The following is a 26,675-nucleotide window of genomic DNA, read 5'->3' as shown; positions in this document are numbered from 1 at the left end:
TTTGTGGTGATGGCGCAAAACAGTCTCCTAACCAAGTAGGTACTGGCGGTCCTTTAAATGATGGCTATGAGGATTGCGATGGCACTGACGGCGTTGGCGCTCATCAGCAATGTACCAGCCAATGTGTTTTGGAGAATTTAACTTTTTGCGGTGATGGCACAGTTCAGAAACCTAATGACGATGGGTTTGATGAACAGTGTGATGGTCAAGCTGGGGTTGGCGAACATCAGCAATGTACTGACCAATGTATTTTGATTGATTTAACTTATTGCGGGGACGGTAATATTCAGACTCCTAATGATGATGGATTTGATGAGCAGTGCGAAGTTGATACCGATTGTAATGATGAAAATTCTAACACTACTGATGTTTGTAATTTATGTACTTGTGAGTTTCATGGCCAGACTTTTTGTGGGGATGGTATAAAACAATCTCCTAACGAAGAAGGCAGTGGGGGTCCTCAAAATGACGGTTATGAAGGTTGTGACGGCGCTGACGGCGTTGGCGCTCATCAGCAATGTACCAGCCAATGTGTTTTGGAGAATTTGCCGTATTGTGGTGATGGCACTGTTGATCCAGGCGAAGCTTGTGATGATGGTAATAATACCAGTGGTGATGGCTGTTCAGCCAGTTGTAAAAATGAAGGATGCGTAGGTTACTGCGGCGGCGGCAAGGTTACTTATGACCCTCGGCTTTTGATGAACAAAACAGTTGACCATGTTTTTGTTTATCCTAATCAAGAAATTATTTATACCTTAGAAATCACCAATATTGGTAATGAAGTCGGTGAAAACTTAACCGTGACTGATTCTTTGCCGGAAGGTTTTACTTATGCCACGACCTCGGAAACCATTGTGGTTTGGGATTTAGGCAATATTGCCAGTTATGAAACCAAAAAAATTAGCTACCCAGTCAAAGTGGGAGCTGGAGTTTTACCAGGAATTTATGAAAATAATGCCCTAGCTAAAATTACTAATGTTGGTCCCCCTGATAATGTTGCTTATGGCTCGGTTGAGGTTGAGGTTAGAGAACCAACTGAAGCAGATTTTCCAATATTGTCCTTAGAGAAATCTCATGAAGCTCCTTATGCTAAAGCCGGCGATGAGGTTGCTTACTTACTAAAAGTCTCTAATTCTGGCGAAGGAACAGCTTATGAAGTTAAGCTTAATGATGTCTTGCCTGCAGATTTTATAACTAAGGGCGGTATCACAGAGTGGGTAATCGGTGATATTGGCCCGGGTGAAATTAAAACCGTTGAATATGTAGTTATTGTTGGCAATGATGTTAGTCCAGGTGAATATCAAAATACTGTTACCTTATCCTCTACTAATCACGATGATTTAGAGGCCAGTGCCGTGTTAAAAATTATCTTTGAGGAATTGCCAGATACAGGTAATGGCAAGCAGATGATTATTTATTTTTTGGGCGGCTTATTTGTTATTTGTTCCAGTGCTTATGTTTACTTTGACAGCAAAAAATACATATCGTCTAACATCTAAAGGTGTTAATCTTTTACCAAAACCGGCCAAAAATAATAGACCCTTTAGAATCCTCGCCTTAATTACCCTGTGTTTGAGCTTGGGTTTGGTTATATATCCCTTGGGAACCTTATTGGGCTATCATTTTCTAGATAATTCTTATTTAGACAGGCAGTCATTACCCGGAGATGCTTTGGAACAGAGCATCCAATCAGCCCTGGTTTTTGAGGAAATTCCCGATTTAGAAATTGAACAAGAAGAACCCGTCCTGTTATCTTTCCCCGGGAATAGTGAGGAAAAATTATCCCTCCCCACTCAAGTGACTGAAGCTAATGATAAGAAGGAGCTTCTAAATTATCAAGAGCCACAACCAGTTGCCACGCAGCTCGCCAGAATTGAGCCAGTCAATAAAATCATTATTCCCAAAATTGGGGTTGATATGAAGATTATAGAAGGAGCTGATGCCAATGTTTTATACCAAGGCGCCTGGCATATACCCGGAACCTCTGCTCCGGACAAGGGCGGCAATACAGTAATTTCTGCTCATCGCTATTTATACCAACCACCCAGCTCCCGAACTTTTTATCTTTTGGATAAATTGGGAGTTGGGGATATAGTAAAAGTGATTTGGCGGGATAAAGAGTATCAGTATCAAGTTAAAGAGATTAAAGTAGTTGATCCGGGACAAGTAGAAATTCTGTCCAATACCACCCAGCCAGTTTTAACTCTTTTCACTTGCACACCGTTATTTACTAGCGAGAAACGGTTGGTTGTAGTGGCTGATTATATTAGTAACTAATTTATTACATTTCAAATAAAAAATACGCGCTTGTTTAATGCAGATAAGCGCGTATTTTTTTGGCTAATTGTAGGGGCTTGACTTTTTAGATTATTGGAACATAATAATAGAATGTGCAGCGATATGCTCTTTATAGTGTCGCTGGTAGAAGAACACAACGACTCACCTAGGTTAAAACCAGTGAGTCGTTTTTACTTTTTGATAATTATGTTATATATCAAATATTGCCTAAATGCACCCGCTTAAGTCCAACCCCTTCACCAATCTCTTTAGCTCGTCTTATAGTTTCTGCTGGCGTATCTGGCAGATGTTGAAGTTTCCAAGAAATCATTCCAGAAAAACGACTGACATGCCATGGGGTATCCGCGCCTAATTTGCCATGAATAAATTGGGCGATTTTTTTTAGGTTATTTTCCTCATCATTGAGGGTCGGGATAACTAAAGTCGTCACTTCCAAATGAACTTTAGCTTTTTTGATTGCCATCAGATTATCTAAGACCGGTTGCAATCTCGCGTTACAGTATTTTTTATAAAATTCATCATCAGAAGATTTCAAATCAACATTAATAGCGTCAAGATTTGGAAAAATAAGCTTAAGTGATTCCTTGCTCATGTACCCATTACTTACCCAACAGTTTTTTAATCCGGCTTTGCGAGCCAATTTCATTGTGTCCAAAGCATATTCTAAAAATATTGTTGGCTCGGTATAAGTATAAGAAATACTAGGACAATTATTATCTATTGCATTTTGAACAATTTTTTCAGGTGGCAATTCTTGCCCAATAATGTCAGCTGCAATTTTGACATTTTGACTAATATCCCAATTTTGACAATTATGACAACGAAAATTACAACCTACCGTGGCGATAGAAAGGGAAAAGGTGCCGGGTAAGAAATGATAAAATGGCTTTTTCTCAATTGGGTCAATATTTTCCGCACAAGCTCTGTCATAAACTAAACTGTATAATTTACCATTTTTGTTCTCCCGCACCCCGCAAACACCACGCTTACCAGGATTAATTTTACAATAATGATTACACACCCGACATTGAACTTTTCGATTGTTCAATTTTTTGTACAATATTGCTTCTTTCATATCTTTAATATTAACCCAAATCATGATAAAATACAATTATCAACGAAATTTGTAACATTTGTAGATTAGCATTCATTTGTAGATTTGAATTATATTTTATGAAACATCGCCTTTTTATCGCCATCAATCTTCCAGAACCGCTCAAAAAAAGATTAGCAAAACTGATCTTAGAATTGGAAAGAAGAAACAAGGGGCTGCCCGTGAAGTGGACAAATCCCGAGGGCCTGCACTTGACCTTGCATTTTTTGGGTTACCTAGAAGAGCAACAAATACCGCAAGTTGAAAAAATATTAGAGAAAGTAAATAAAAATTGCCCCCCTTTTATTATGAGATTGGATAACATAGACGTTTTTCCTAATTTTGACAATCCCAGGATAATATTTGTCGATTGTGGAAAATTGGGCGGTGGGAAAGCTTGCAGTATTCAAAAAGCTATTGGCGAGGAATTAGAAAAGGGTGGTTTTGACGTGGAGTCACGGCCATGGCACGAACATGTTACTATTGCTAGAGTCAAGGACAAATGCCAGTTAAATATTCCGCGAGTGGAGATGGGGGAGAGTGATTTTGAGGTGAGAAGCATTGAATTGATGGAAAGTCAACTGACGCCAGGTGGAGCCAAGTATAGGGTTGTTAAATCGTTTAAGTTGGGGTAGAATATAAGTAATATTAATATAAATAGTAGTATTAATAATCGTGAACCATTCGTGCGAATGGTTCCAGATACAAATATAAAAATTTATGCGGCAGCTTAGTAAAAAATTTAAAGCCCTGGGGAATGAAAAAAGATTGAGTATCATGAAAATGATGTTAAATAATGAAAAATTAACCGTGGGCGATACTGCCAGCAAGTTTAGAATCAGTATAAAAGGAACATCTAAACATTTGCTTGTATTGGAATCCGCGGGGTTCATCAAGAGAATAAAGGATGGCATGTTCGTATATTATGACTCAAATTTTAAAAACCAGAATAAACCAACCCAAGAGGCATTAAAATTTTTGAAAATGATTCTTAATATTAAAAAGTAGTTTGGAACCATTCGTGCGAATGGTTCCATAACATTATAAACATATATTATGAAACCTACCATTCTCGGCGTCCAAATTGATAATCTCTCCAGAACTGAAGTTCTAAGAAAAATTGAACATTTTTTGAATAGTGAGGAACAACACTACATTGTTACCCCCAATCCAGAGTTTATTGTTGCCGCCCAAAAAGATCAAGAATTTACCAAAATATTAAATAAGGCAGACATTGCTATTCCTGATGGTATGGGTCTTAAAATTGCGGCTCGTATTTTGCATAAACAAAAAATCAACCGCCTTGCCGGAGTTGATTTGATGATAAAAATTTGCAAACTCGCAGCCCAAAAAAACAAGTCAATATATTTATTCGGAGCCGGGGAGGGGGTAGCCAAAAAAGCTGTGAATAAGCTAAAGCAAAAATTTCCTGAATTAAAAATAGCAGGCGCGCACTCCGGCGGAATTATCAATTATCAATTATCAATTATCAATCCAAAGTTGAATAATAGTCAAAATATTGCTAAAATAAAATCAGCAAATCCTGACATTATACTCGTTGCCTTAGGCCAAGTTAAACAAGAAAAGTGGATAGTCCAAAATTTGCCAAAATTACCCTCTGTGCGCTTGGCCATGGGTGTTGGGGGTAGTTTTGACTATATCAGCAAAAAAACCCCCAGAGCGCCCAAATTTTTGCGAATTTTAGGCCTGGAATGGCTGGTTCGGTTAATTTTACAGCCAAAACGAATAAAAAGAATTTGGAACGCTACGGCAGTGTTTATGTGGTTGGTTTTGAAGGAAAAATTGACAAAATAACTCATTTCTAATATGATAGAAATGAACCTATAAATTTTATCAAAAAACAGAAACCTAATTTTAGGAGATTTATCAATTTATGACCAAAAAAGAAATTCTCTGGCGGGAAATTTTGCATCAAGCCATAGACAATAAAAAAATCGAATTTACCCAAAAAGATCTATCTGAAAAGTTTAGGATTTCTTTAAGTACTGTTTTTAACGCCCTGAAAGTTCCCAGACAATCAGGCGCTGTCAAAGTAACCGGTCGCAATTTTTTAATCCAAGACAAAGAAAAATTTTTATATTTCTGGGCTACTCAAAGGAATTTAACAAAAGAAATTATTTACTCAACCAATGTTGCTAAAAATCCTAATGAAATTGAAGGGCTAATGCCCCAAGCAATTATTTTTGGCGCTTATAGCGCTTACGCCAAAAAATATCGAGAATCTCCGGCTGACTACGACAAAGTTTATATTTACGCCGACCCCAGCCAATTGGCAGAAGTTAAAAAAAGATTTCCTCAAGAAAAAGGCCAGAAAAATTTATTTGTTTTAAAAGCCGATGCTTGCCTGAAAGATTTCGGCGAAAACACCCCTGATGTCCAAACTTTTGCCGACCTTTGGAATCTGTCTGATTGGTATGCCAAAGATTTTCTGAAATGCCTTAAAGAAAAAATGAATTTAATTTGAATTTATGCAATTTTATCATAACATAATTACTCAAAAAAGTTTTGAATTTTTGCAAAAGTTTAATCAAGAATACGATTTTATTTTGATTGGCGGCTGGGCAGTTTTTCTATACTCGCACAGTTTAAAATCCAAAGATATTGATATTATTATAGAATATCAAGAATTAGCCCGGCTGAAAGAAAAATATGAGGTTTTCAAAAACGATCGCCTCAAAAAATACGAAATAAAATCCGGCGAATTTGACATTGACATTTATCTGCCGCATTATTCGGAATTAGGGATTGATCTCTCTCGTATTAAAAAAACCGCGCAAAATCGCGAGGGCTTTCATCTGCCAAAATTGGAAATCCTGTTTTTGCTGAAACTTCACGCCTGGCAAAATCGACAAGGTTCAACCAAAGGCCGAAAAGACGAGCTTGACCTTTTAAGTTTGGCTTTGCTCCCGGAATTTGATTGGCGGGAATATAAAAATTTAATCAAAAAAAATAATTTGCAATCTCTCAACAAACAATTTTTATCTTTTTTAAAAAATACCACAAGAGCCGAAGAACTAAAAATCAACGAACAAAAAATGGCGAAAACAAAAAAGGGAATTTTGAAAGAGTTGGGTGGAAAATGAAAAATTAAAATCAAACATCGCAAAGATTCTTACAAAAAATTTGGAATATTTAGAATTAAACCATTCAACTATTCGCACGAATAGTTGAATACTAAATTATCACGGTTTGCATTTTGTATAAAAAAATCCCAACCCGTGTAAAATTCAAAACACGGATTGGGAACAAATCACGAGGCAGGAAGAGATTAGCTCATTCTCTCCAACATAACTTCCTCCAATTTTTCCAAATCGCACTGACAGTCCGCATTGCAGAAAACCACATTGATACGATGAAACTTAATAAGGTTCTCTCCGGACTCCGCCAACAACTCATCTCGCGTAAATTCACGCAAGTCTCCGTTCATAGCTACAAAAATTTTCATATTCACACCCCCGTCCAGTTTAATCAAGCGGTTTGATTTCAATTCCTGCTGTCACCACCATATTAAATCATGATCCCAATTATGTCAACCCCCTCTCCAATCCGCGTTCGTTTCGCGCCCAGCCCAACTGGTTTTCTCCATGTTGGGAGCCTTCGGAGCGCTTTATATAATTTTTTATTTACCCGACATAATAAGGGTAAATTTTTGATTCGGATTGAAGATACGGACAAAAAAAGACAAATCGAAGGCGCTACTGAAAAACTACTTAAAACGCTCAAAGATTTTGATATGGAGAGTGATGAACCGGTGGTAGTGCAATCCCAGCGATTGGATATTTATAAAAAGCACGCTGAACAATTAGTCAAAAATAATAAAGCTTATTATTGTTTTTGTTCAACCGAGCGATTGGAAAAGATGCGTAAAGAACAGCAAACACGCAAAGAACCGCCAAAATATGATGGGCATTGCCGTGAGTTGAGCCGGGAAGATGTTGAAAAAAATATTAAAGAAAGTAAACCGCATATAATCCGGATGAGAGTGCCAGAGCAGGGGATGACTGAATTTGAAGATATTGTGCGGGGCAAAGTTAAATTTGAAAATGACTTGATTGACGACCAAGTTTTACTTAAATCTGACGGTTACCCAACCTATCATTTGGCTAGTGTGGTTGATGACCACGAGATGAAAATTAGTCATGTTATTAGGGGAGAGGAGTGGCTGTCTTCAACACCAAAACACATTTTACTTTATAAATATTTTGAATGGCGGCCTCCCGAGTTTGCTCATCTTCCGCTTCTTCTCAATCCAAACAAATCAAAACTTTCCAAACGCCAGGGTGATGTCGCGGTTGAAGATTATCTAAAAAAGGGTTATCTTAAAGAAGCTTTGATTAACTTTATTGCTTTTCTGGGCTGGAACCCGGGTACGGACAAAGAGGCATATTCTTCTAATGAGTTAATTGAAGATTTTGAATTGCAAAAAGTCCAAAAGGCCGGCGCGATTTTTAATCTTGAAAAACTGGATTGGCTTAATGGTTGGTACATACGGCAGTTGCCAGTTGAACGACTTACTGAATTGTGTTTGCCATTTTTAATTGAAGCTGGATTTATAAAAAAAACAAAAAAACAAAAAAACAAAAAAACAAACGAAAATATTGTCAAACTCGCCCAAGACAGATTAAAACGATTAAACGAGATAGGGGAGTTAGTTGGCTTTATTTTTCAAGAAAAATTAGAATATAAGTCCGGGCTTCTCATTCCCAAAAAATCAACCAAAGAAACAACAATCAAGGCTTTGGAATTTACCCTATCGACAATCGAGCAATCGAGCAATCGAACAATAGGGAATAGCCAAAAATTACGAGAAGAATTAGATTCCCAACGCGAAAAACAAAATTTATCGCGTTCCGACGCCCTCTGGCCCCTGCGCGTAGCCGTTTCCGGCCAACAAAATTCTCCTGATGTTTTTGAGATTATTAGTGCTTTGGGGAAAGAGAAAAGTGTTGAACGAATTAAACATGCCTTAAATCTACTTAAAAAATAATTAAGAATAATATCAACGAATTCAATCAAAACAAATCCGTTGAATTCGCCTATCCCATAATAAAATAATTCATCATCCAAAAAAATGAAACCTCTAAAATTTCTCTTTTATTCCTACGACGGCCTGATCACCGATATCGCCTGGCAAATAAAAAAGGAAGGACATCAAACTAAATATTATATTAAAGAGTCAGAAGAACGTGAAGTCGGTGATGGCTTCGTTGAAAAAACTCTTAATTGGCAACAGGAAGTCGAATGGGCTGATGTCATTATTTTTGATGATGTCCTAGGCCAAGGAACCCTTGCCAAAAAATTACGCGACCAAGGCAAAAGAGTTATCGGCGGAACACCGTATACTGACCGTCTTGAGGATGAACGCGCCTTTGGTCAAGAAGAGCTAAAAAAACATGGCGTATCAGTAGCTCCTCATTGGAATTTCACTAATTTCGAAGAAGCAATTAAATTTGTTCGAGAAAATCCTACTAAATATGTTATCAAACCGAGCGGCGAGGCCCAAAACTTAAAAGGCCTGCTTTTTATCGGTGAAGAAGACGACGGCCGAGATGTTATCCAAGTTTTAAACGATTACAACAAAGCCTGGGCCAAAAAAATTCCCAATTTTCAGCTCCAAAAAAGATTAGTCGGTGTCGAAATTGCTGTCGGCGCCTTCTTTAACGGCCAAGAATTTATCTATCCAATTAATGTTAACTTTGAGCACAAAAAACTCTTTCCCGGCAACCTTGGTCCTTCTACTGGGGAAATGGGAACTGTTATGTTTTGGTCAACTCCTAACAAAATTTTTAACGCCACCCTAAAAAAATTTGAATCGGTTCTCGCTCAAGAAAAATATATCGGCTATATTGATATTAACTGCATTGTTAATGTTAATGGCATCTACCCATTGGAATGGACCGCCCGATTTGGTTACCCCACTATCAGCATCCAACAAGAAGGAATGGTTACGCCTATCAGCGAATTTCTTTTTGAACTTGCTTCCGGAAACAAACCCGTTTTAAAAGTTAAAAATGGTTTCCAAATCGGTATTCGTATTGTTGTACCACCGTTCCCTTTCCGCGATAAACAAACCTTTCTAGTTAAATCCAAAGATTCGGTCATCTTTTTTAAAAAACCTACCGAAGGAGTTCACATAGAAGATGTTAAAATGATTAATAATGAATGGCTGGTTACTGGAACATCAGGCGTCGTGCTGATAGTCTGCGGCACTGGTCAAACCATGAAACAAACCCAAGAACAAGCTTACAACCGAATTAAAAACATCAATATCCCCCACATGTATTATCGTGACGATATTGGTGAACGTTGGTTTAACGATAGCGATAAACTTCATAACTGGGGATATTTGAGAGAAAGCTAAATAAATCCCTTGATTCCAAGCGAGAAGAACAAAACTTAACCCGCTCCGAAACTTTTTGACCCCTGCGCGTGGCCGTTTCCGGTCAAAAAAACTCCCCGGATGTTTTTGAGATTATTAGGGCTTTAGGGAAAGAGAAAAGTGTTGAAAGGATAAAGTTTGCATATTCATTACTAACTAAATCCTAAAAAAATTTTAATCAATATAACAATTTAGTTTAATCCAAATTGTTATAAAAAGGGAAACTAATATGAGTGAAAAATTTAATCCAAAAACCGAAGAAATAAGTCAAGAAGGTGAAATATCGTTAGAGTTAAAGCAAAAATTAGAAAAATTAAAGGATGAGCTTTCCAAAACCTCGGCAAAAGGTCTACTTAATTTCTTAAAAAGTATCGCAAGAGGAGGTATTTATAGTGTGCCAGAAACTGGAGAACGGGCATATGACGGAAAGCTTAGTGAAAAAAAAGTGCAACAAGATGCAGAAAATTCTGTTATAGAAGCTATCGATGAATTGTTAAAGAGTAGATAGTCATAAAGCCTATATCCATAAATAAATTTTGAACGACCCGCTGACTCCACACCTCGCGGGCTCCATAGTTCTCCCAAAGGGAGACTGTGGAGCCATATTGCGTTAAATTGGCATGTGGATTCTCAATTTTTTAACGCAAATTTAGCAGTTTGCGCTTGTGGATAAATACGCTTGACATTTATATCACTTGTGCTATACTGCAATTAGATATGGCATACCCGCATCACGGATATTGCGCATGTGTCAACAAAAAGAATCCTTGCAAGAGGGTTCTTTTTGCTTTATACTGAAATTGGTGGGCCTGGGCCCGTGATGTAATGGTAACATGCCATACTTGACACATGTGCTATGCCTGTTCAAGTCCGGTCGGGTCCACCTCTGTGAAAATTGACTATAACAGATAATGACAATTTCACGACAAAAATTGCAAATTTATTCTTATTCTATTCTACCCAAATTTTGTGCCTCCAAACAGGGGTAGTACAAAACGACTACTGATAATGAACGAGTATGCTAAATCAATGAAAAATACTATGAATATGGCACAAAACGTCTCATACACAGATAAGTTATCCACATAGCTACCGCAAGTTCTTTCGTTCTACTTATCTATTTTACTAAAACAATAAACTATACTATAATAATATCAGAGAATGTCAAACTTTGGCAGTATTTTGTAATTTGAGTTAAGAAAACCCATGCATTCACAGAAACAAAAAAATAATTATTATTTCACAGTTATAATTCTGGCAGTTTTTTGTACTGTCTTTTTATTTTCGCCAGTTCTAGCCGCTTATGACCAGGACCCGGTTAGTATTTTAGAACAAGAAATCAACAAAAAGAAACAGTACATCAAAGAGCTGGAAACCGAGCGTGAGCTATACCAAGAAAGAATAACCCAGAAACAAAAAGAAGCTTTAAGCCTAAGCAATCAACTTAGTATCTTAGAGAGCCGAATTGAAAAAGCGAAATTAAATATTGAGCTCACCCAGTCTAAGATAGAAGAAGCGGATTTGCAAATTCGTAAGGTAGAAAAAGAGATTACTGATAAGGAAGAAAAAATCGAAACCAATAAAGTTAATCTCGGTGAATTTATTCGTACCATCTACAAATACGATCAAAAAGGGTATATAGAAATTATTTTGACTAATGATAACTTGTCTGATTTTTTTAATCACATTCAATATCTGGAGAGTGTGCAGAATGATGTCCAGATTACTTTGGGTGAAGTCCAAGAATTAAGAGAAAGGCTGGTAGTAGAGAAAAATAATTTAGGCGCTAAGAAGAAAAAGTTAGAAAATTTAAAAGAAGAGCTCTTGTCCGAGAAAAATGCCTTGGCCGAAGAAACTGGCATGAAAACCAATTTGCTGGCCCAGACAAAAAGTTCAGAAAGAAAATTTGAAAATTTGCTGGTTTTAGCGCGTCAGGAATTTGAACAAGCAAATGTTGAAATGAAAAATTTAGAGCAAAAGATTCGCGCGGCCCTGGAAGCCCAGGAGCAAGAGCAGGGGGGAACTGATTTAGATAACGATACGGCCACTTTGTCCTGGCCGGTTCCGTCGCGTCAAATCGTTGCTTATTTTCATGACCCGGACTATCCCTACCGCCTTTGGATTGGCGAACATTCAGGCGTTGATATTAGAACTTTGAGAGACGGCGTGCCCTCTAATGGCATTTCAGTTAGAGCGGCAGCTTCCGGCTATGTGGCGCGGGCTAAAAATGGCGGGGCTACAGGCTACAGTTATGTAATGATTATCCACAATAATGGCATTTCCACTGTTTACGGGCACCTTTCAAGAATTGATGTAAAAGAAGATAGTTATGTAAAGCGAGGCCAAGTGATGGGTCTTTCCGGCGGTATGCCCGGCACCCCAGGCGCCGGCAGATTTAGCAGCGGACCCCATCTGCATTTTGAAGTGAGATTGAATGGGATACCGGTGAATCCACTCAATTATCTCCCGTGATGTTAACATTTCCATTTGTCATCTATTAGGGTTAATACTTACTTAATAAAAATTACCACCTTATTAACAACTTTATCAGCCAATCATTAAGATGATAAATGAATATATTATAAATGAATGTGTATCTTCAGAAAAATTGTTTTAAACTGGTTATAATAATATCTCTAATCGGACTTTTTTTTATTTTAGGAGTTTTTTACTTTGATGCGCACCAAAAAATTACTCGTGACCAGAAACGCCTGCAAGATATCCGAGATATTCAAATTGCTATAGATAAATATTATGAAAAACACGGAAATTATCCTGATGCGGGCCAAGATGCCTGTTGTGACCGCTGGGATATTGGTTTTTGTAAAAAAGATGGCAATGATGGCTTTTTGTCGGTTCTTGTCAAAGAAGGTTTTCTAGACCAAGATAGGGGAGACCCCTTGTTTTTTGGCCATTGCCAAGGATATTTTTATCATCACTACAATTGTAATAACAATAGCCCATATTACCCCTGTTATGGTTGTGATAAACCGTTTTATGTTTTGGCTATTAGGAAGTTAGAAACTGAAAAAGTTAGGTGGACTAATCGGGCGATTAGTCCTACGGGATTCAAGTGCCCAACAAGAGACTGGGGCCAGGAATTTGATTATGTGGTCGGTAAATTTGAAGAATAATTATTTAATTCCTTTATTTAAAGTTGGCGTTGAGTAAAGGGGAAAGGAAAAATTATATGCCTATGGGACTAGAAAGTTCAATGTCAGAGGAGCAATTAAAAGAAATGGGGATAAAACCAGAAGAAATAACCGTTGAAAAATCCGAAGAGAAAAAAATAGAAAAAGAATTAACTCCTATTGATAAAGAGTATAAAGCCGCTCAAGAAAGATTTTCTGGATTGATTAATTTGGTCAATGAACGTTACGAAAATCCTAATTCAACAATAGCTGAAAGTCCAGAGCAACTTAAATCTTTTGAAGAACATAATAAGCAAATATTGAATTTTTGCGTTGAAAGAGGAGTAAAAAAGGGCCTAGGTGAAAAACAACTCGCAACGCTTGAGGCAGCAGCGATTTTACACGATTTAGCTAAATCAGGTAAACCGCCAGAAGAATCAGCAAACATTCAAAATTATATGCTGGCGGCTCACGGCGAAATTGCCGCCAATGAAGTAAAGAGTATTTTTGAGCAACAACCAGAGATGCTGACCAAAATTTTAGGAGAAAATTATAGCGAAGAAGACGTCGAAAAGACAATATCGACTATTGAGGAAGCGATTAGATGCCATATGGGACCACATCCCGGTTTTATGACGAGGATATTAGAAAATGTAAATAAAGAGCTCCAAAAAAAAGGAGAAATGGAAATCAAACATCCTTATCCGGAAGAAGGAAACATTGTAGCAGAAACACTTTTAGCGGCTGATATGGGCTCGTTAGCTGATCGCAAAGGAAGAGAAAAAGTATTAACAATTCGTTTGAATGTTCCATTTTTCAGAAAGCAAGACGAACACTTAAGTGGGGAATGTCAAGAATTTGATATTGATTTAAGTCCTGGTGAAGCTGCGCTTTTGAGCGGTTTTGACAGCGCTGAACAAGCCAGGGATATGCTTGAAGATGAAGATGACCGGGAATGGGTAAATGAACTAATAGAAGAATCGAAAAAAGGACAGTATACCTATTCTGAAGAAAAAATAAATTATCATGACGCAATTACTAAAAGAGAACAATTTGAAACAGCTAAAAGATTAAGTAAAGTATGAGCCGCCTAATCAACTTTCGCCAAAAATCTGATTATGCAATAGGGGGTGAAAAAAAATAATAAATTCGCATATTCGCGCCTGCCTGCCGGCAAGGCAGGTAATTGGCATCATTCGCATTATTATTCGTATGTTAAACCCAAAACACGAACAACTCATCTCTCACCTTTTCATCCGCGCGTGTATTATTTTAAAATACCCAAACTTAAAATTCCGCCCAATGCAAGGACGGAATGGGGGAGTCAAGTCTGCTAAAAATCTCGTCCTCGGGCACACTAATCTCAAAAATAAAACCATTACCGTTGATATTTATACTCCAAAACACCGCAAACCAAAAAGCTATAACTCAATTCTGCGGGTGATAGCGCACGAAATAGCCCATCATCAGAAACTCCCATATCGTCAGCGCTACAAAGGCCATTTGATTATTCGCAAACACTACCCGGCGTTTTATAAGCAGGTTAACAAAAATATTGAGAAGTTTAAGAAGGATGGGGTGTTGGGGGAGCACTTTAATTAAAAATCCAAATTATTTCAAAGTTTAAATTATGCCAAATGAAGCTCAAAGCTCAAATGTCAAATTTCATTTTTTGGGTTTGTTGTTTGGATTTGATTTGGAATAATTTGTAATTTGGATTTTGGAATTATTTTTATTTATTTCCGCTATGAAACTTGTCATACAAATCCCGTAATCTTTTGTTAGTTACATGAGTGTAAACCTGCGTAGTGACAATATTTTTATGGCCTAAAAACTCTTGGACTGCTCTAATGTCCGCTCCGCGAGTTAATAAATCAGTAGCAAAACTATGGCGCAAAGTATGGGGCGTAGCGCTAATCGGTAAGCCAGCCATTTTAGTGTATTTGGCCACAATTCGCGCTACTGAACGGGGAGTCAATCGATGAGACTTGGTTTCTTTATCAGGCGAATGATAATGAATAAAAAGCGCTTTGTCATTATCAATCCGCTTTTGTAAATATTTATTTAGCCAATATAATGCCCGTTGCGAAAAATAAACCGTACGGGTACGGCCGCCCTTGCCAGTGATGCTTAATTCATAAGATTTGGCATTCTTTTTTATCCAAGAAAGATTAAATTGATCTTGATTTAAGCTCGTGAGCTCGGATACTCGCAAACCAGTGCTGAACAAAACTTCCATGATTGTCCGGTCACGCAGGCCGGTTTTTGTTTTGATGTCCGTAACCGAGAGAAGCTTTTCTATTTGTTCAACTGTCAAAAATTTGATTGCCTTATCCGAGTCTCGTAGCTTTGGCAATTTAATCTTATCAGATGGCAGGGATTCAATGTCTTTATCCGCAAAATAAGCCAACAAAACCCTTAGAACTACCAGGTAATAGTTCTGGGTCCGCCGGGATAGGGAAGAGCTGGTCCGAGGATCAATGTATCTAGATAAATAAACTCGATAATCCCAAATATGTTTATCAGTTAGTTCGTGAGGTTTAAGGTTTTGTAATTTTTTATTTTTTAACCAATTTAAAAATTTATCTAAAAATCTTTTATAATTTTCAATAGATTTTTGAGTTAATCCTTTTTCAACTTCACAAAATTCTAAAAAATCCAGTATATGTTTTATGATTGGTTTGGATGATTTCTGCATGAGATATTTGCTTGCAGCCCGAAGCCCACCAAAGCTTTAGCGAAGGTGGGGCGAAGGGCTGTGGATAACTTTAAATGACTGTTAAGGTATATTATGAGACATTATGTCTTATTCTCAATATAGCATGCGGTATTCTCCCCTGTCAAATTTTTAGGTATAACTTTTGCTTTCTGCAAAAATTTATTACTCATATAATCCTCTGTTGGTCTGGGTCCCCGCTTTCGCTAAAGCTTCAGCGGGCAGGTCGCCCGCCGAAGCCAGTCCTATCAAAATTAAACTATATTTTTATTATTATTTTTATTATAGTGAAAGCTATGGATTTGTACTATGGCGAAGGCGGGTCAACTATTTCATCTTATAATAAATTTTTTCTCCAAAACGCAAGTCAACATATTCAAGGTTCTCTTGCTCCCCTTTTATTTTTTTCATTAATATTGTATTTAAGTTATTCATTTGTTCCGCTAGAGATTTGTCATAATTAAAATAAATTTGATACCCCGCGTGGGTATTAACTATCACTTTTTTTTCGTAAATTTCTAGAGTATTAACTTCCATATCATGAATACCTGTCTCCCTTATTTTTTGACTAAACCCGATAAAAAGCTCTAAAACAAAGCGAATCATGGTAACCGGTAAATTGGTTTGGCTAATAGTTATTGTCGGTAGCCCTTGTTTGTTTATAGGGGTTGTGGTGGTCGCCGGGGTGGGGGTCTCCCCCACCTGCTCATTTTTTTGGGGGGACAATCTGTAAAAAAGTAATGGCAGCCTAGGATCAAGTTCGGCCCCGCCTACTCTATGGACAACCAGGCCGTCATAGTTGACATAATAACACTTCTCCCTGGTTTCTAAGCAAAAGTTGAGCCCGGCAAGTTTTTCTCGTATACTAATATTTAAATCATGGGGAAATTTTTTCTTGATTTCCGAATAGGCTAAAATAAAGTTATCATTCAATACTTCGCTAAGCCCATCAGTATTAACAGTGAAAAAGGTATTTTTAGGAACAATGAAATATTTTTTTGAGTCTAAAAGCACATTTACGACGCTTACAATCTCCTCTCTGGAGACACCTTGATTACCAGTGATAGTAATATTTTTGATTTTAAAAGTTGAGGAATATAAAACAAAATACACCAGCCAGAGCAGTGTACCAAAGATAATAATCGCATAAACAGTGTTTAAAAATTTTCTGAATTTTGTTGCCCGCTTTTGTTTTTTAACTCGAGCCGGGTCAACATGAACGCCGTGATAGTCTCGCCTTCTCCGTTTTAAGAAAGACATATATTAATTTGACAAAAATTTTAAAATGAATTAAGATAAAACCACGTCATTTCGCTATATTCTCAACTAACATTAGGACTTAACATTCAGTCAAGGAGGACTTAACCATGGCATACACCATCTTTTGCACTCTTTTCATATTAGGAATAATTATAATCTCAATTCGTTTGGTTCGTATGTTGATTGAAGTAAAAACAAGAGCAAAACACCCCATGGGGTTATTCTTAGCAGTACCTGGAATGATTGTAATGATGGTAGAGATAATTCTGGCAATGCTTACTACGTTGGAGATAAGTTGGGCAAAATATGCAGTTCATTCCCCATTGTACATTGTCACCTTTCTGCTCTCTACTTCATTGTTCTTTATAGGTTGCGGGGGTCTGCAAGCAAAGTCATCGAGAAAAGCAACTACCAGCACTTCGCAATAGAAGGAATCAGTGTTATTCCCCTAGTAAGGACTAATTCAGATTATGGATTCAGTCCTTTTTTATTTTACAATCTTAAAAACAACAAATTATAATGAATTACTATTGTATTACGCGAAGTCGAGCGTAGCGAGACGAGCTTATTACTACGAGTTACTCAATCATCTCTTTCCCCACATACTCCCGCAAAACGTCCGGCACCCGCACTCCCCCAGCTTCAGTTTGATAATTTTCCAAAATCGCCAAAAGAGGCCTTTCGGAGAACGCGGTGCCATTTAAAGTATGAACAAATTGATTTTTATTATTTTCGTCTTTATAGCGAATATTCAAACGCCGGGCTTGCCAATCAGTACAGTTAGAGGTGGAGTGAGTTTCGCGGTATTCGCTTGAACCCGGAAACCAAGCTTCAATATCCCACTTTTTAGCCGCCGGGTCGCCCAAATCGCCGCTGCAAATGTCCATTACTCGATATGGGAGTTTAAGCGCCTGCATTAAATTTTCTTCCATTCGCAATAATAATTTATGCTCATCTTCTGATTGTTCGGGTTTGCAGAAAACAAACATTTCCACTTTATTAAACTGATGAACACGCAAAATACCCTTGGTGTCCTTGCCATAACTCCCGGCTTCTCGGCGGAAACAAGTGGAAAAACCCGCATAATGCAAAGGTAATTTTTTACTGTCTAGTATCTCATCCATGTGCATGGCTCCAAGTGATTGCTCGCTAGTGCCGATTAAGTATAAATCATCTTGGGTTTTATAAACCTCTTCAGCTCCCCTATCAAGATAGCCCATGCCGCGCATTGCATTATCATTAAGCATTACTGGCGGCAAGACTAGCCTAAATCCGGCTTTAGTTAGGATATCAAACGCAAATCTAATCAAAGCAAATTCTAACAAAACTAAATCCCCTTTTATATAGCCAAAGCGCGAGCCAGCCACTTTAGCAGCCCTTTTTGTATCAATTATGTCCAATTCTTCAGCAATCTCCACATAATCTTTAGGGTCAAATTCAAATTTAGGAATATCACCTTCATGCCGCGCTACTTGGTTGTCTTGTTCTCCCCGGCCCACTTTAACATTAGGCGCTGGTAAATTGGGAATCTGACGCATTAAGTCTGTAAAATCTTTTTCTATTATCCCCAGCTTGTTGTTTACATCTTTGACTTGGTCGGCAATTTTTTTCATTTCGGCTAATTTTTGCTTTTTAACGTCATTTTTTAGCTTAATAATCTCTTTATTAGCATTATTCTGTTCGGCGCGCAGGGCTTCTATTTTTTGCAAAATATCCCGTTTTGTTTTGTCTAATGATAAAAGACGGTCAATATCAACGGTTAACTGCTTTTTAGCAATGCCTTTTTTAACTTCTTCGGGATTTTCGCGAATAAAATTGATGTCTAACATATAATTCGTTATTAAAATCAAACTAAAAACATTTTAGCTTCTTTTTTGTTAAACTTTTGAAAATAATTTTTTAAATCTATTATGTCAACTTTTTTTATCATTTGGGGGATTATCCTTAAATCTTTGACTTTGTTGAACCGACTAACTAAAGCTATCGGGTCTATTTCAATACCGAACTTTTTTTGAGCTGCGGTTCTTAAATTTTCCAGCCGAAAGTCATTTTTCATAAAATACAAATCAAAAAAATCTTTAGGCTCAAATCTATCCATTATAGACATAATTTTATTGGCTCCCATATCTAAGAGGCTATCAACAAATACGCCATTGATTTTTTTAAGCTTTTTTAGATTTTTGAATGGATATAAGGTGAACTCTATTTTTAAAATACCTTTTTTAGTTAATTTGAATTGATAAATTCGCCGATCATACAATTGATTATACTCAACTTTGCTAGCATTAAGCTTAATTTTAACATCTTTGATGGATTTATCAATTATTGAATTTGGTATTTTCTTTGAAGTAAAAAAATCTAGATCTTCGGACTTGCGATGTTGGTAATAAAATAAAGCCAAAGCTGTGCCCCCGGTTAAATAAAAATCTTGGGCCAGCAATTTATTTTTTTTAAAATACTCTAAGAATTGCTCCTGTTCTTTTGTTATGATTTTTTCGGCCATAAAATTGTTTTTAAAAATGTTCGTTTGTCGGGATCAATCTTTATTTGATTCCAATATTTTTTTAGTTCGATTTTTTTAATTTTTTCGCCATTTAAACCATAATTAATCAACCGTTCTAGTTTCCATTTGATATAGACCGGGTCTTTTTTGTTAACATTTTTTAAATTATAATCCCAATTATACATAATGTCTATATTGTAGCTAATATATTTATAAAATGCAAATAAAAAAAGCCTCATTTGTTCACAAATTTAGTGATGCTGATATTCGATATATTAGCCAATATATATAATTAAAATACTAAAAATTTGTTTACAGCATTCATAGACTGGCATACATTCGTAGATTTGAATTATAACTACTCATACCTCAAAGCCTCAATAGGACTCTTTTGCGAGGCCTGACGAGCGGGATAGAGTCCAAAAATCAAGCCAACCGTAGCAGCCACCCCAATGCCTAAAACTACAGCTGATATCGGAAAAGCAAATGACCAACCGCTAGCTACAGTTTTATTTAAAACAAACGCTACCAGAAAAGAAAATGTAGCCCCAAAAGTAATGCCAACAATGCCACCGATAATCGTGAGAATCATTGACTCAAGCAAAAATTGAACCATAATGTCCTTTTCGGTCGCGCCAAGAGCTTTGCGCAAGCCAATTTCTCGCGTTCGTTCAGTTACAGACACCAACATGATATTCATAATACCAATTCCGCCGACAATCAAAGAAATAGCCGCGACTGAACCTAATAATGCTGTTAAAATTGAAGTCACCATGCCAATACTTTCCATGGCGTCTGCCTGGGTCATGACATAAAAATCATCTTTATCAGGATCTGTAATGCCATGCAGCTCTCTTAATGTAAACTCAATTTCCCGAACTAAATGCGGCACTATCTCCTCGCTTTCAGCCTGAACCGTAATACCATCATTAAAATGACTAATACCTAATAAATATTTTTGAGCAGTTGAATAAGGCACTAACACCATATCATCTAAATTAAAACCCATCATCTGTCCTTTGGGCTCCAGCACACCTATTATACGAAAGGTTTTACCCTTAATTTTAATTTTTTCTCCTATAGCTTCAGCAAAACCAAAAACATCATCTTTAATTTCTGAACCAATTACAACCACGCTCGCATTTTGCCTAATGTCATCTTCAGTAAAAAATGATCCTTGTTCTACTGACAGACCTAAAATCTCCATTATTAAATCAGCTGAACCATAAACAGTAGCTCTTTTGCTCTCATTGCCATAAGTTATAGTAGTCATGTCATAAACTCCTGGGGCAACCTTCTCTACTCCGGGAATCTTTTTCAAAGCATCAACATCCCGTTGTTTTAAAGAATCAGTAAACATTTGAGCAATATCAGAAACGCCCTGGGGCGCTCGGCCAGCTTGAACACTTACTATCTGCGAACCAAAACCGCGCATCTGGTCTAAGATTAAATTCTCGGCTCCCTGTCCCACTGCCATAATAACAATAATCGCGGTAATACCAATTACAATGCCCAAAATCGTCAAGACCGAACGTGATTTATGCGCCTTTAACCCCCCGACAGCTGTTTTTATGGTGTATATAGATTTCATAAATTATGATTAACTTTTGTATCACTGGCAATTTTACCATCAACAAGTTTGATAATTCGTTTAGTGCCTTGAGCAATATCCAACTCGTGAGTGATTAAAATAATCGTATGACCTAGTTTTTCATTAAATGTCTTTAAAATATCCATAATCTTTATTCCAGTAGCTGTGTCAAGATTTCCAGTTGGTTCATCAGCAAAAATAACTGGTGGATTATTGACAAAAGCGCGGGCAATAGCAACGCGCTGCTGCTCCCCGCCAGATAGTTGAGATGATAAGTGGCTAATGCGGTGGGAGAGGCCCACGGTTTTTATTAATTTTAAGGCCATATCATTCCATTCATTTTCTGGCACATCTGAATATAAGAGTGGTAATTTTACATTGTCTATGACCGTTGTTCTTGCAAGCAGATTAAAAGATTGAAAAACAAAACCCATTTTTTTATTCCGAGCGTGAGCAATTTCGGATTTAGAGTAATCATCGAAAGTTTTGCCCTCAAAACGATATTCACCTGCTGAATGACGGGACAGGAATCCCAAAATATGAAGCAAGGTAGATTTACCAGAGCCCGAAGGGCCCATAATAGCCACAAAATCTCCTGGTTCAATAGAAAAAGAAACTCCTTTAAGAACAGGAGTAGCGATACCATCAGTATAATAGGTTTTTTCTAAATTTTTGGCTTCTATGAGAGACATGTTATAAAATTCACCTAATTCACCTAATTTCTAATTTCTAATAAAATTCTAAATGCTTAATTCAAAATTATTTTTTGATTTTTTTCTCATTCTGTTTTATGCGTTCGACTATAAAAATTAATCCACTGCTTATGGCTAAATAAAATATAAAATTAAAAGAAATACTCCAGAAAAGCGGATCAAAGCCGGAATCTATTTTTAACTTCCAACCTCGACTCAAAAGCTCAAAATCATTAAGGGAGTAAACTTTTTTCGCTTCTTCAAAATCCTCAGTTACCTTAGATATTGATATTATTTGATAAGGGAATCCACGATGTCTCATGCCAGCAAACATACAACATACTTCATTTCTCACATAGAAAAGTGACAAACAAAATAAAACTATTGTCAAAATTAAGATTAAAATAATTTTTTTATTTCTGGTCATACTTTTTTTTCTCTTTGTTTGACATTTTTGAATTAAGAATTTTATTAGAAATTAGGTGAATTAAAAATTAGAAATTTCGTTTACTCTTCTTCCATAAAAGTAATTACTTTATAACCCTCGCTAACTCCGCTCAAAATTTCTATCCGACCATCAGAACCGCGAATGCCGGTTTTTACCTCTACTTCTGTAATCGTATCATCATCTCTAACTATTTGAACCATTTTTCCGCCATTTCTGGAAATCACAGCCCGTCCGGGAATAGCAATAACATTCTCTCTTTTATTAGTTAAAATATCAACATTAGCAGTCATGCCGGATTTTATCCGTTCATCATCATCCGCAAATTGTAATATCGTTTTATAAGTAGCCATGCCTTCAATCATAGTTTCCGCAGGATTAATCCGAATTACTTTAGCCTTAAAAATAATATTATTAGTATAGGCATCAAGAGTAACTTTTGCCAAATCATTGACTTTAACTTTAGCAGTATCTGCTTCTGGTATTAAAGCCTCAATTTCAAATTGTTTTTCCGAGATAAGGGAAATAATGTTGGCGGAAGCCGAGACAATTTCGCCAACTTTAGCATCTTGTTTTGTTACGATTCCATCCATAGGTGCTCGAATGGTTGTTTTTTCTTTTTGGGCTTGATAGTTTTGTAAATTTGCTTCAGCTTGTTTTATTCTAGCTCTTTGGGCGGATGTGTTTGCTTGAGCTTGTTTTATAATTGCCCGTTGAACCGCAATTTGTTCCGCTGTGGAACCAGCTTTCTTAAGTGAGAGTTCATCTTGAGCGCTGGCTAAAGTATTTTGAGCCGTAGTAATACCTGCTTGGGCTGTGGAGACATTACTTTGGTTTGCGGCTTCTTGCAAGGATAGGGCTGCTTTGGTTGTATTAAGTTGAGACTGAGCCGTATCAATATTAGTTTGATTCGTTTGGTTTTGGGTTGTAATAGCGTTTTGTTGAACATTAATATTGGAAAGAACAGTATTAACATTGGTGCGAGCCGTGTAAGTGTTTGTTTGATAAGTAGTGAGTGTTGTTTGAGATAAATCAGCGGCGCTGCTAAGAGCGGTGTCTAACCGAGAAAAAAAATCTTTTATAATAATTAAATAATCTTTTACCCTTGCAAGAGCTTCGTCTAGGTCAATATAATCAGAGGTAAGATTATACACTAAGGCATTAAGTTCATTAAGTGCGTTTTCAACCACTGGCTTTTGTGATTCCGCATCAGACTTTGCTTGTGAATTAGTTGTAGCAAAAGATAATTTATTAGAACCAGCAGTGAAGATTCCACTTGTTCTATTTTTAACAGCATCATCAGCTTTAGCATAAGCATCATCAAGAATATCTCCTGCTTTGCTGTAAAGGTCGGCTAAATCACTTCCAGATTTACTCGTAATGTTGGCCAAGTTTATCTCGGCATCAGTTTTTGTTTGCTGGGCCTTGGCTAGTTCGGTTTCAGCTTTGTTTAAAGTGTTTTTAAGGTTTTCTTGGGCGTCGGCCAATGCTTTTTGTGCATTTATAACTTTTGTTTCTGATAATTGAATTTCTTCGGGCCTTGTTCCTTTGATTAGTTCGAGTAATTTTGTTTGCTGGGCTTCCAAAGTTGCTTGATATTGAATAAGTTCAGCTTGAGAGCTATCCACCCCGGCTTGAGCTTGTGCCAGCTGGGCATTGGCATCAGTATTATCTATTTCAATTAAGATTTGACTCGTGGTTACTTTATCACCTATTTGTACATAAATATTGGCTATTTTTCCGGTATTTTCAAAGGCCAGGTCAACGCTTTCGGCTGGCTTTATCCGACCGGTAATATTAACCTCTTGGACAAGTTCACCTCTTTCAGTAATAATATAATCAAAATTAATTTTTTCTCCACGTTTAAAATAACGGTAACCCCCAAGAGATACACCAATAATAACTATAATTCCTAAAATAATAAATATAGCCTTTTTCATTTTAAATCTTTTTAAATTTTATTTTATCTACCAAATGTTTCCGTTTTAATCCCTATCTTAATTTTAACTAAAAATATTATATTAAGCAATAAAAAAAGCGCTGTCTTTGTTTGACAACGCTTTTTGTGGTATCCTTATTTCTCTGTGGGTACCATTTTCTAACTAATATCCTGGGGGTGGCCTGTTTTTATAAAGCATTAATAAAAGCAACAACGCGCAACATATAATCAACATAATCCTAGCTTCCATTTTTTTATCCTCCATAAAAAGGGTGATGCCTCCCGGTAAAACAACAGTGGAATTAATCATTTTTTACTCTTGCTTTGTAAATTTTTTATCTCTCTCCAGGCGCCGATTTTAGCCGCTAGCCAAATTGCAAACCCAGCCAAGGGGAACAAAGCCAAAACCCAGATATCTTTCATGATTTATCCTCCGTATCAAACTAGTGGGTGCGGATTTTGTGGAGCACTTTTGCCAAGAGCGAACTAATCACCAGAAGACTCAATGCCCCCATTACAACAGCAGGCAAAATGCCTAATGTCATTTCCCGTCCATATGAAATTATTATAATGAACATTTTTATAGCCCAAGTTCATCTGATATCCCCTGCATGGCTTCCAACCCAATCTTACAGAATTCTTTCAAAGATAATCCCAACTCCTCACATCTGGCAATAATCTCCCGATTAGCGCCACGGGCAAAATGTTTTTCTTTAAATCTATTTAAAATATTTTCAACTGTCACATCAGCTAATTTACGAGAGGGTAAAACCAGTGTAGCAGCCACAATCAAACCTGTCAAGGGGTCAACCGAGTGGATGGCTTTTTCAATTTTAGTCCCCCGCTCCCCGCCCAAAGCCTCATTATGCGCTAAAACGGCATTCAAGATTTCCTCATCTGTCAGTCCATTTTCTTTTAAAATTTCTATTGATCTTGGCCCATGCTTAGTCGGCTCATTGCGATAATCTACCTCTTCCATATCAATATCATGCACCAAACCCGCTAAACCCCATTTTTCTTCGTTTACCCCGTCGGATGACTTGGAGTCTTCGCCAAAATGACGTGCCAATGCTCGCATAATAGCTTCGGTCGCCAGCATGTGTTTAACGCTGTTATCGGTCTTCACGTACTTATGAACTAATTGTAACGCTTCATCACGAGTCATGGTATAATTCTAGTTCAAATAATATTATTTGTAAATGCTCTTTTAGTTCTTTCTTGCTGATATCTTCACGATCCCCTTTAAAATATAAAATAACCGGCACAATAGCACTGGTCATTTCTACCACCAAAATAACTAACCGCAATGATTTATTCTTACCTCTGGGGATATCTTTCGATTTAAGCCGTAATTTATAGATACGATTACCAAGATAAACATGCTGTCTTTTATCAAAACCCCTTAACTTTTCAATAACATCATTCTTAATATGACGATACTTTTTAGCATAACGCTTCAACTGTCCGTGGAAATGAGGTAAAACTATTATCTCATACATAAAAAGAAATTATATATCTGCTAGTTGTTCCTCCACAGGAGGAATTTTTTTATTGTGAAATTTTTTTATAACTTCTCGAGTAATGGCATCGCTTAGATATTTAATGCGTTCGTCTTCGGATATAGCTGAATCATCTACAACATCAATAAAATAAATTGCCGCATAACGAAAAAATTCGGCTTTACTGCTGAAACCCTTTTCCCTTATAGTTTGCCCAACCCTCTTTTCAAGGGTAGTTGGAATAGAAAAATTTACAATAGCCATAATATATGGATTAAATATCGATTATATATATAATACCAAACGCAAAATTTTTGTCAAATTCAGCTCCTAAGAATCAAATCCCATAATCCTCCAATCTCTCAATCATCAACCCTTTCAACAACTCAACTAAACCACTAATATCCAAACTCTCATATCCCTTAATCATGGCCTCAACATACTCTTTGCGCATTTTAGCTGGAACCGAAAACAAAGGATAATTATTTTGTAACAAAATAAAATTCATCAGCAGTCGCGCTGTTCTTTTATTGCCATCGTAAAATGGTTGAATTAAAGCAATCACAAAATGGATTATAATTGCTTTTAAAAAAATATCTTTTTCTAAATTAGCAAAATCAATCAAAAAAATTTTAATCAAATTATCAATTTCTAATTTTGTTTTCGGCGGCACATAATCAGTACCGCCGATTTTGACTCGGCCATCCCGATACTGCCCTGGTTTTACCACCGTGTCTTTCCCAACTCTAAAATGAATATCTTTTATCAAAGTTTCTGTTATATCCTTTGAATTTGAAAAAGCTTGATTCAAGGTAAATTCCCAGGCCTCTTTTTGATTGATAATCTCGTTGGTCTCTTTTATAGAATGTCCACCGATTGTTACTCCAGAAAGCAAAGTTTCGGTCTCCGCATAAGTATAAGTATTGCCTTCTAAGGCCGTAGTATTATAAACAAAATCCACTTTTTCTGAAAATGCTAATTTTTTCTGCTCATCTCTGTTAAATTTTTCATCAAATTTTTTTTGTAAATCCAAAATTTGCTGACTTATTTTTTTGTCAACTTTATACTTTAAATCTTTTAGTTTGAAATTTTTGCGTTGGATGGACAT

General features: G+C 36.8%; 29 protein-coding genes and 1 tRNA gene. 15 read left to right on the top strand and 15 right to left on the bottom strand.

Translation table 11 applies throughout. From position 1 onward, the window contains the following. Window positions 1–1,499, top strand: a 1,499-nt coding sequence (locus KKD20_00525) for a DUF11 domain-containing protein (protein MBU4331596.1), incomplete at its 5' end; no start/stop codon positions are given. 100 nt (window positions 1,500–1,599) lie between these two features. Next, complete coding sequence (locus KKD20_00520) at window positions 1,600–2,277, top strand: class E sortase (GenBank protein MBU4331595.1); 678 nt, start codon at window positions 1,600–1,602, stop codon at window positions 2,275–2,277. Window positions 2,278–2,494: 217 nt separating this feature from the next. Here the strand turns inward: KKD20_00520 and amrS are convergent, their stop codons facing one another. Then, window positions 2,495–3,373, bottom strand: coding sequence for an AmmeMemoRadiSam system radical SAM enzyme (amrS, locus tag KKD20_00515; protein MBU4331594.1), 879 nt, complete (start codon window positions 3,371–3,373; stop codon window positions 2,495–2,497). A gap of 98 nt (window positions 3,374–3,471) precedes the next feature. Here amrS and thpR point away from each other — a divergent pair, with 98 nt between their 5' ends. The 5 genes from thpR (at window position 3,472) to KKD20_00490 (ending at window position 6,495) form a co-directional block, all read left to right on the top strand. After that, window positions 3,472–4,026, top strand: a complete 555-nt coding sequence (gene thpR / locus KKD20_00510; GenBank protein MBU4331593.1) for an RNA 2',3'-cyclic phosphodiesterase — start codon at window positions 3,472–3,474, stop codon at window positions 4,024–4,026. Window positions 4,027–4,111: 85 nt separating this feature from the next. Then, complete coding sequence (locus KKD20_00505) at window positions 4,112–4,399, top strand: metalloregulator ArsR/SmtB family transcription factor (protein ID MBU4331592.1); 288 nt, start codon at window positions 4,112–4,114, stop codon at window positions 4,397–4,399. 48 nt (window positions 4,400–4,447) lie between these two features. Then, window positions 4,448–5,206 carry a WecB/TagA/CpsF family glycosyltransferase gene (locus KKD20_00500; GenBank protein MBU4331591.1) on the top strand — a complete coding sequence of 253 codons (759 nt, stop codon included), beginning with the start codon at window positions 4,448–4,450 and terminating at the stop codon, window positions 5,204–5,206. A 79-nt stretch (window positions 5,207–5,285) separates the two neighbouring features. Beyond that, window positions 5,286–5,876 (top strand): hypothetical protein, encoded by a 591-nt coding sequence (locus KKD20_00495; GenBank protein ID MBU4331590.1) that lies wholly within the window; start codon window positions 5,286–5,288, stop codon window positions 5,874–5,876. Between the two features lie 4 nt (window positions 5,877–5,880). Next, complete coding sequence (locus KKD20_00490) at window positions 5,881–6,495, top strand: hypothetical protein (protein ID MBU4331589.1); 615 nt, start codon at window positions 5,881–5,883, stop codon at window positions 6,493–6,495. A gap of 185 nt (window positions 6,496–6,680) precedes the next feature. Here the strand turns inward: KKD20_00490 and KKD20_00485 are convergent, their stop codons facing one another. Continuing rightward, window positions 6,681–6,857, bottom strand: a complete 177-nt coding sequence (locus tag KKD20_00485) for a hypothetical protein (GenBank protein ID MBU4331588.1) — start codon at window positions 6,855–6,857, stop codon at window positions 6,681–6,683. 81 nt (window positions 6,858–6,938) lie between these two features. On the opposite strand from KKD20_00485, the gene KKD20_00480 reads away from it, so the two are divergent. From KKD20_00480 to KKD20_00445, 8 genes are all read left to right on the top strand, one after another. Next, on the top strand, window positions 6,939–8,399 hold the full coding sequence (locus KKD20_00480) for a glutamate--tRNA ligase (GenBank protein MBU4331587.1): 1,461 nt from the start codon (window positions 6,939–6,941) through the stop codon (window positions 8,397–8,399). Window positions 8,400–8,483: 84 nt separating this feature from the next. Continuing rightward, the gene (locus KKD20_00475; protein MBU4331586.1) at window positions 8,484–9,773 is read left to right on the top strand and encodes a phosphoribosylamine--glycine ligase; all 1,290 of its coding nucleotides are present in this window, start codon (window positions 8,484–8,486) and stop codon (window positions 9,771–9,773) included. Between the two features lie 247 nt (window positions 9,774–10,020). Continuing rightward, on the top strand, window positions 10,021–10,299 hold the full coding sequence (locus KKD20_00470) for a hypothetical protein (GenBank protein MBU4331585.1): 279 nt from the start codon (window positions 10,021–10,023) through the stop codon (window positions 10,297–10,299). Window positions 10,300–10,602: 303 nt separating this feature from the next. Then, window positions 10,603–10,674 (top strand) — tRNA-Ser (locus KKD20_00465). A gap of 323 nt (window positions 10,675–10,997) precedes the next feature. Further along, window positions 10,998–12,263 (top strand): peptidoglycan DD-metalloendopeptidase family protein, encoded by a 1,266-nt coding sequence (locus tag KKD20_00460; protein ID MBU4331584.1) that lies wholly within the window; start codon window positions 10,998–11,000, stop codon window positions 12,261–12,263. A gap of 113 nt (window positions 12,264–12,376) precedes the next feature. Then, the gene (locus tag KKD20_00455) at window positions 12,377–12,925 is read left to right on the top strand and encodes a hypothetical protein (GenBank protein MBU4331583.1); all 549 of its coding nucleotides are present in this window, start codon (window positions 12,377–12,379) and stop codon (window positions 12,923–12,925) included. A 56-nt stretch (window positions 12,926–12,981) separates the two neighbouring features. After that, a complete protein-coding gene (locus tag KKD20_00450) occupies window positions 12,982–14,007 on the top strand; it encodes an HD domain-containing protein (GenBank protein ID MBU4331582.1) in 1,026 nt (341 codons plus the stop codon). Between the two features lie 127 nt (window positions 14,008–14,134). After that, complete coding sequence (locus KKD20_00445; protein MBU4331581.1) at window positions 14,135–14,524, top strand: hypothetical protein; 390 nt, start codon at window positions 14,135–14,137, stop codon at window positions 14,522–14,524. A gap of 130 nt (window positions 14,525–14,654) precedes the next feature. On the opposite strand, the gene KKD20_00440 is transcribed toward KKD20_00445, so the two are convergent. From KKD20_00440 to KKD20_00380, 13 genes are all read right to left on the bottom strand, one after another. Then, window positions 14,655–15,620 (bottom strand): tyrosine-type recombinase/integrase, encoded by a 966-nt coding sequence (locus tag KKD20_00440; GenBank protein MBU4331580.1) that lies wholly within the window; start codon window positions 15,618–15,620, stop codon window positions 14,655–14,657. A gap of 345 nt (window positions 15,621–15,965) precedes the next feature. Beyond that, on the bottom strand, window positions 15,966–16,898 hold the full coding sequence (locus tag KKD20_00435; protein ID MBU4331579.1) for an FtsQ-type POTRA domain-containing protein: 933 nt from the start codon (window positions 16,896–16,898) through the stop codon (window positions 15,966–15,968). Window positions 16,899–17,476: 578 nt separating this feature from the next. Beyond that, window positions 17,477–18,727, bottom strand: coding sequence for a serine--tRNA ligase (gene serS, locus KKD20_00430; GenBank protein ID MBU4331578.1), 1,251 nt, complete (start codon window positions 18,725–18,727; stop codon window positions 17,477–17,479). A gap of 17 nt (window positions 18,728–18,744) precedes the next feature. Continuing rightward, window positions 18,745–19,401 (bottom strand): nucleotidyl transferase AbiEii/AbiGii toxin family protein, encoded by a 657-nt coding sequence (locus KKD20_00425; protein ID MBU4331577.1) that lies wholly within the window; start codon window positions 19,399–19,401, stop codon window positions 18,745–18,747. Then, window positions 19,383–19,586 (bottom strand): hypothetical protein, encoded by a 204-nt coding sequence (locus KKD20_00420; protein ID MBU4331576.1) that lies wholly within the window; start codon window positions 19,584–19,586, stop codon window positions 19,383–19,385. The genes KKD20_00425 and KKD20_00420 overlap by 19 nt, the downstream gene beginning before the upstream one ends. Before the next feature lie 173 nt (window positions 19,587–19,759). Beyond that, window positions 19,760–20,992 (bottom strand): ABC transporter permease, encoded by a 1,233-nt coding sequence (locus tag KKD20_00415; protein ID MBU4331575.1) that lies wholly within the window; start codon window positions 20,990–20,992, stop codon window positions 19,760–19,762. Beyond that, window positions 20,989–21,684, bottom strand: a complete 696-nt coding sequence (locus tag KKD20_00410; protein MBU4331574.1) for an ABC transporter ATP-binding protein — start codon at window positions 21,682–21,684, stop codon at window positions 20,989–20,991. Before KKD20_00410 ends, KKD20_00415 begins: the two co-directional genes overlap by 4 nt. A 67-nt stretch (window positions 21,685–21,751) precedes the next feature. Further along, the gene (locus KKD20_00405; protein ID MBU4331573.1) at window positions 21,752–22,111 is read right to left on the bottom strand and encodes a hypothetical protein; all 360 of its coding nucleotides are present in this window, start codon (window positions 22,109–22,111) and stop codon (window positions 21,752–21,754) included. 80 nt (window positions 22,112–22,191) lie between these two features. Continuing rightward, on the bottom strand, window positions 22,192–24,069 hold the full coding sequence (locus KKD20_00400) for an efflux RND transporter periplasmic adaptor subunit (protein ID MBU4331572.1): 1,878 nt from the start codon (window positions 24,067–24,069) through the stop codon (window positions 22,192–22,194). 579 nt (window positions 24,070–24,648) lie between these two features. After that, window positions 24,649–25,233 carry an HD domain-containing protein gene (locus KKD20_00395; protein MBU4331571.1) on the bottom strand — a complete coding sequence of 195 codons (585 nt, stop codon included), beginning with the start codon at window positions 25,231–25,233 and terminating at the stop codon, window positions 24,649–24,651. After that, complete coding sequence (locus KKD20_00390; GenBank protein ID MBU4331570.1) at window positions 25,223–25,567, bottom strand: hypothetical protein; 345 nt, start codon at window positions 25,565–25,567, stop codon at window positions 25,223–25,225. The genes KKD20_00395 and KKD20_00390 overlap by 11 nt, the downstream gene beginning before the upstream one ends. Window positions 25,568–25,576: 9 nt before the next feature. Continuing rightward, window positions 25,577–25,831 (bottom strand): ribbon-helix-helix domain-containing protein, encoded by a 255-nt coding sequence (locus KKD20_00385; GenBank protein ID MBU4331569.1) that lies wholly within the window; start codon window positions 25,829–25,831, stop codon window positions 25,577–25,579. Between the two features lie 73 nt (window positions 25,832–25,904). Then, a complete protein-coding gene (locus tag KKD20_00380; protein ID MBU4331568.1) occupies window positions 25,905–26,675 on the bottom strand; it encodes a Fic family protein in 771 nt (256 codons plus the stop codon).

The organism is Patescibacteria group bacterium, from assembly GCA_018896645.1.
Taxonomy (GTDB): Bacteria; Patescibacteriota; Patescibacteriia; order UBA2591; family JABMQE01; genus JAHIMF01.
The sequence above is the reverse complement of the archived record's forward strand: the minus strand, read 5'-3'. Positions and strand labels throughout refer to the sequence as shown.

Coding starts and splice junctions, on each gene's coding strand:
- amrS (MBU4331594.1), bottom strand. CDS start 3,373: ATGAAAGAAGCAATATTGTACAAAAAATTGAACAATCGAAAAGTTCAA.
- thpR (MBU4331593.1), top strand. CDS start 3,472: ATGAAACATCGCCTTTTTATCGCCATCAATCTTCCAGAACCGCTCAAA.
- KKD20_00505 (MBU4331592.1), top strand. CDS start 4,112: ATGCGGCAGCTTAGTAAAAAATTTAAAGCCCTGGGGAATGAAAAAAGA.
- KKD20_00500 (MBU4331591.1), top strand. CDS start 4,448: ATGAAACCTACCATTCTCGGCGTCCAAATTGATAATCTCTCCAGAACT.
- KKD20_00495 (MBU4331590.1), top strand. CDS start 5,286: ATGACCAAAAAAGAAATTCTCTGGCGGGAAATTTTGCATCAAGCCATA.
- KKD20_00490 (MBU4331589.1), top strand. CDS start 5,881: ATGCAATTTTATCATAACATAATTACTCAAAAAAGTTTTGAATTTTTG.
- KKD20_00485 (MBU4331588.1), bottom strand. CDS start 6,857: ATGAAAATTTTTGTAGCTATGAACGGAGACTTGCGTGAATTTACGCGA.
- KKD20_00480 (MBU4331587.1), top strand. CDS start 6,939: ATGTCAACCCCCTCTCCAATCCGCGTTCGTTTCGCGCCCAGCCCAACT.
- KKD20_00475 (MBU4331586.1), top strand. CDS start 8,484: ATGAAACCTCTAAAATTTCTCTTTTATTCCTACGACGGCCTGATCACC.
- KKD20_00470 (MBU4331585.1), top strand. CDS start 10,021: ATGAGTGAAAAATTTAATCCAAAAACCGAAGAAATAAGTCAAGAAGGT.
- KKD20_00460 (MBU4331584.1), top strand. CDS start 10,998: ATGCATTCACAGAAACAAAAAAATAATTATTATTTCACAGTTATAATT.
- KKD20_00455 (MBU4331583.1), top strand. CDS start 12,377: ATGAATGTGTATCTTCAGAAAAATTGTTTTAAACTGGTTATAATAATA.
- KKD20_00450 (MBU4331582.1), top strand. CDS start 12,982: ATGCCTATGGGACTAGAAAGTTCAATGTCAGAGGAGCAATTAAAAGAA.
- KKD20_00445 (MBU4331581.1), top strand. CDS start 14,135: ATGTTAAACCCAAAACACGAACAACTCATCTCTCACCTTTTCATCCGC.
- KKD20_00440 (MBU4331580.1), bottom strand. CDS start 15,620: ATGCAGAAATCATCCAAACCAATCATAAAACATATACTGGATTTTTTA.
- KKD20_00435 (MBU4331579.1), bottom strand. CDS start 16,898: ATGTCTTTCTTAAAACGGAGAAGGCGAGACTATCACGGCGTTCATGTT.
- serS (MBU4331578.1), bottom strand. CDS start 18,727: ATGTTAGACATCAATTTTATTCGCGAAAATCCCGAAGAAGTTAAAAAA.
- KKD20_00425 (MBU4331577.1), bottom strand. CDS start 19,401: ATGGCCGAAAAAATCATAACAAAAGAACAGGAGCAATTCTTAGAGTAT.
- KKD20_00420 (MBU4331576.1), bottom strand. CDS start 19,586: ATGTATAATTGGGATTATAATTTAAAAAATGTTAACAAAAAAGACCCG.
- KKD20_00415 (MBU4331575.1), bottom strand. CDS start 20,992: ATGAAATCTATATACACCATAAAAACAGCTGTCGGGGGGTTAAAGGCG.
- KKD20_00410 (MBU4331574.1), bottom strand. CDS start 21,684: ATGTCTCTCATAGAAGCCAAAAATTTAGAAAAAACCTATTATACTGAT.
- KKD20_00405 (MBU4331573.1), bottom strand. CDS start 22,111: ATGACCAGAAATAAAAAAATTATTTTAATCTTAATTTTGACAATAGTT.
- KKD20_00400 (MBU4331572.1), bottom strand. CDS start 24,069: ATGAAAAAGGCTATATTTATTATTTTAGGAATTATAGTTATTATTGGT.
- KKD20_00395 (MBU4331571.1), bottom strand. CDS start 25,233: ATGACTCGTGATGAAGCGTTACAATTAGTTCATAAGTACGTGAAGACC.
- KKD20_00390 (MBU4331570.1), bottom strand. CDS start 25,567: ATGTATGAGATAATAGTTTTACCTCATTTCCACGGACAGTTGAAGCGT.
- KKD20_00385 (MBU4331569.1), bottom strand. CDS start 25,831: ATGGCTATTGTAAATTTTTCTATTCCAACTACCCTTGAAAAGAGGGTT.
- KKD20_00380 (MBU4331568.1), bottom strand. CDS start 26,675: ATGTCCATCCAACGCAAAAATTTCAAACTAAAAGATTTAAAGTATAAA.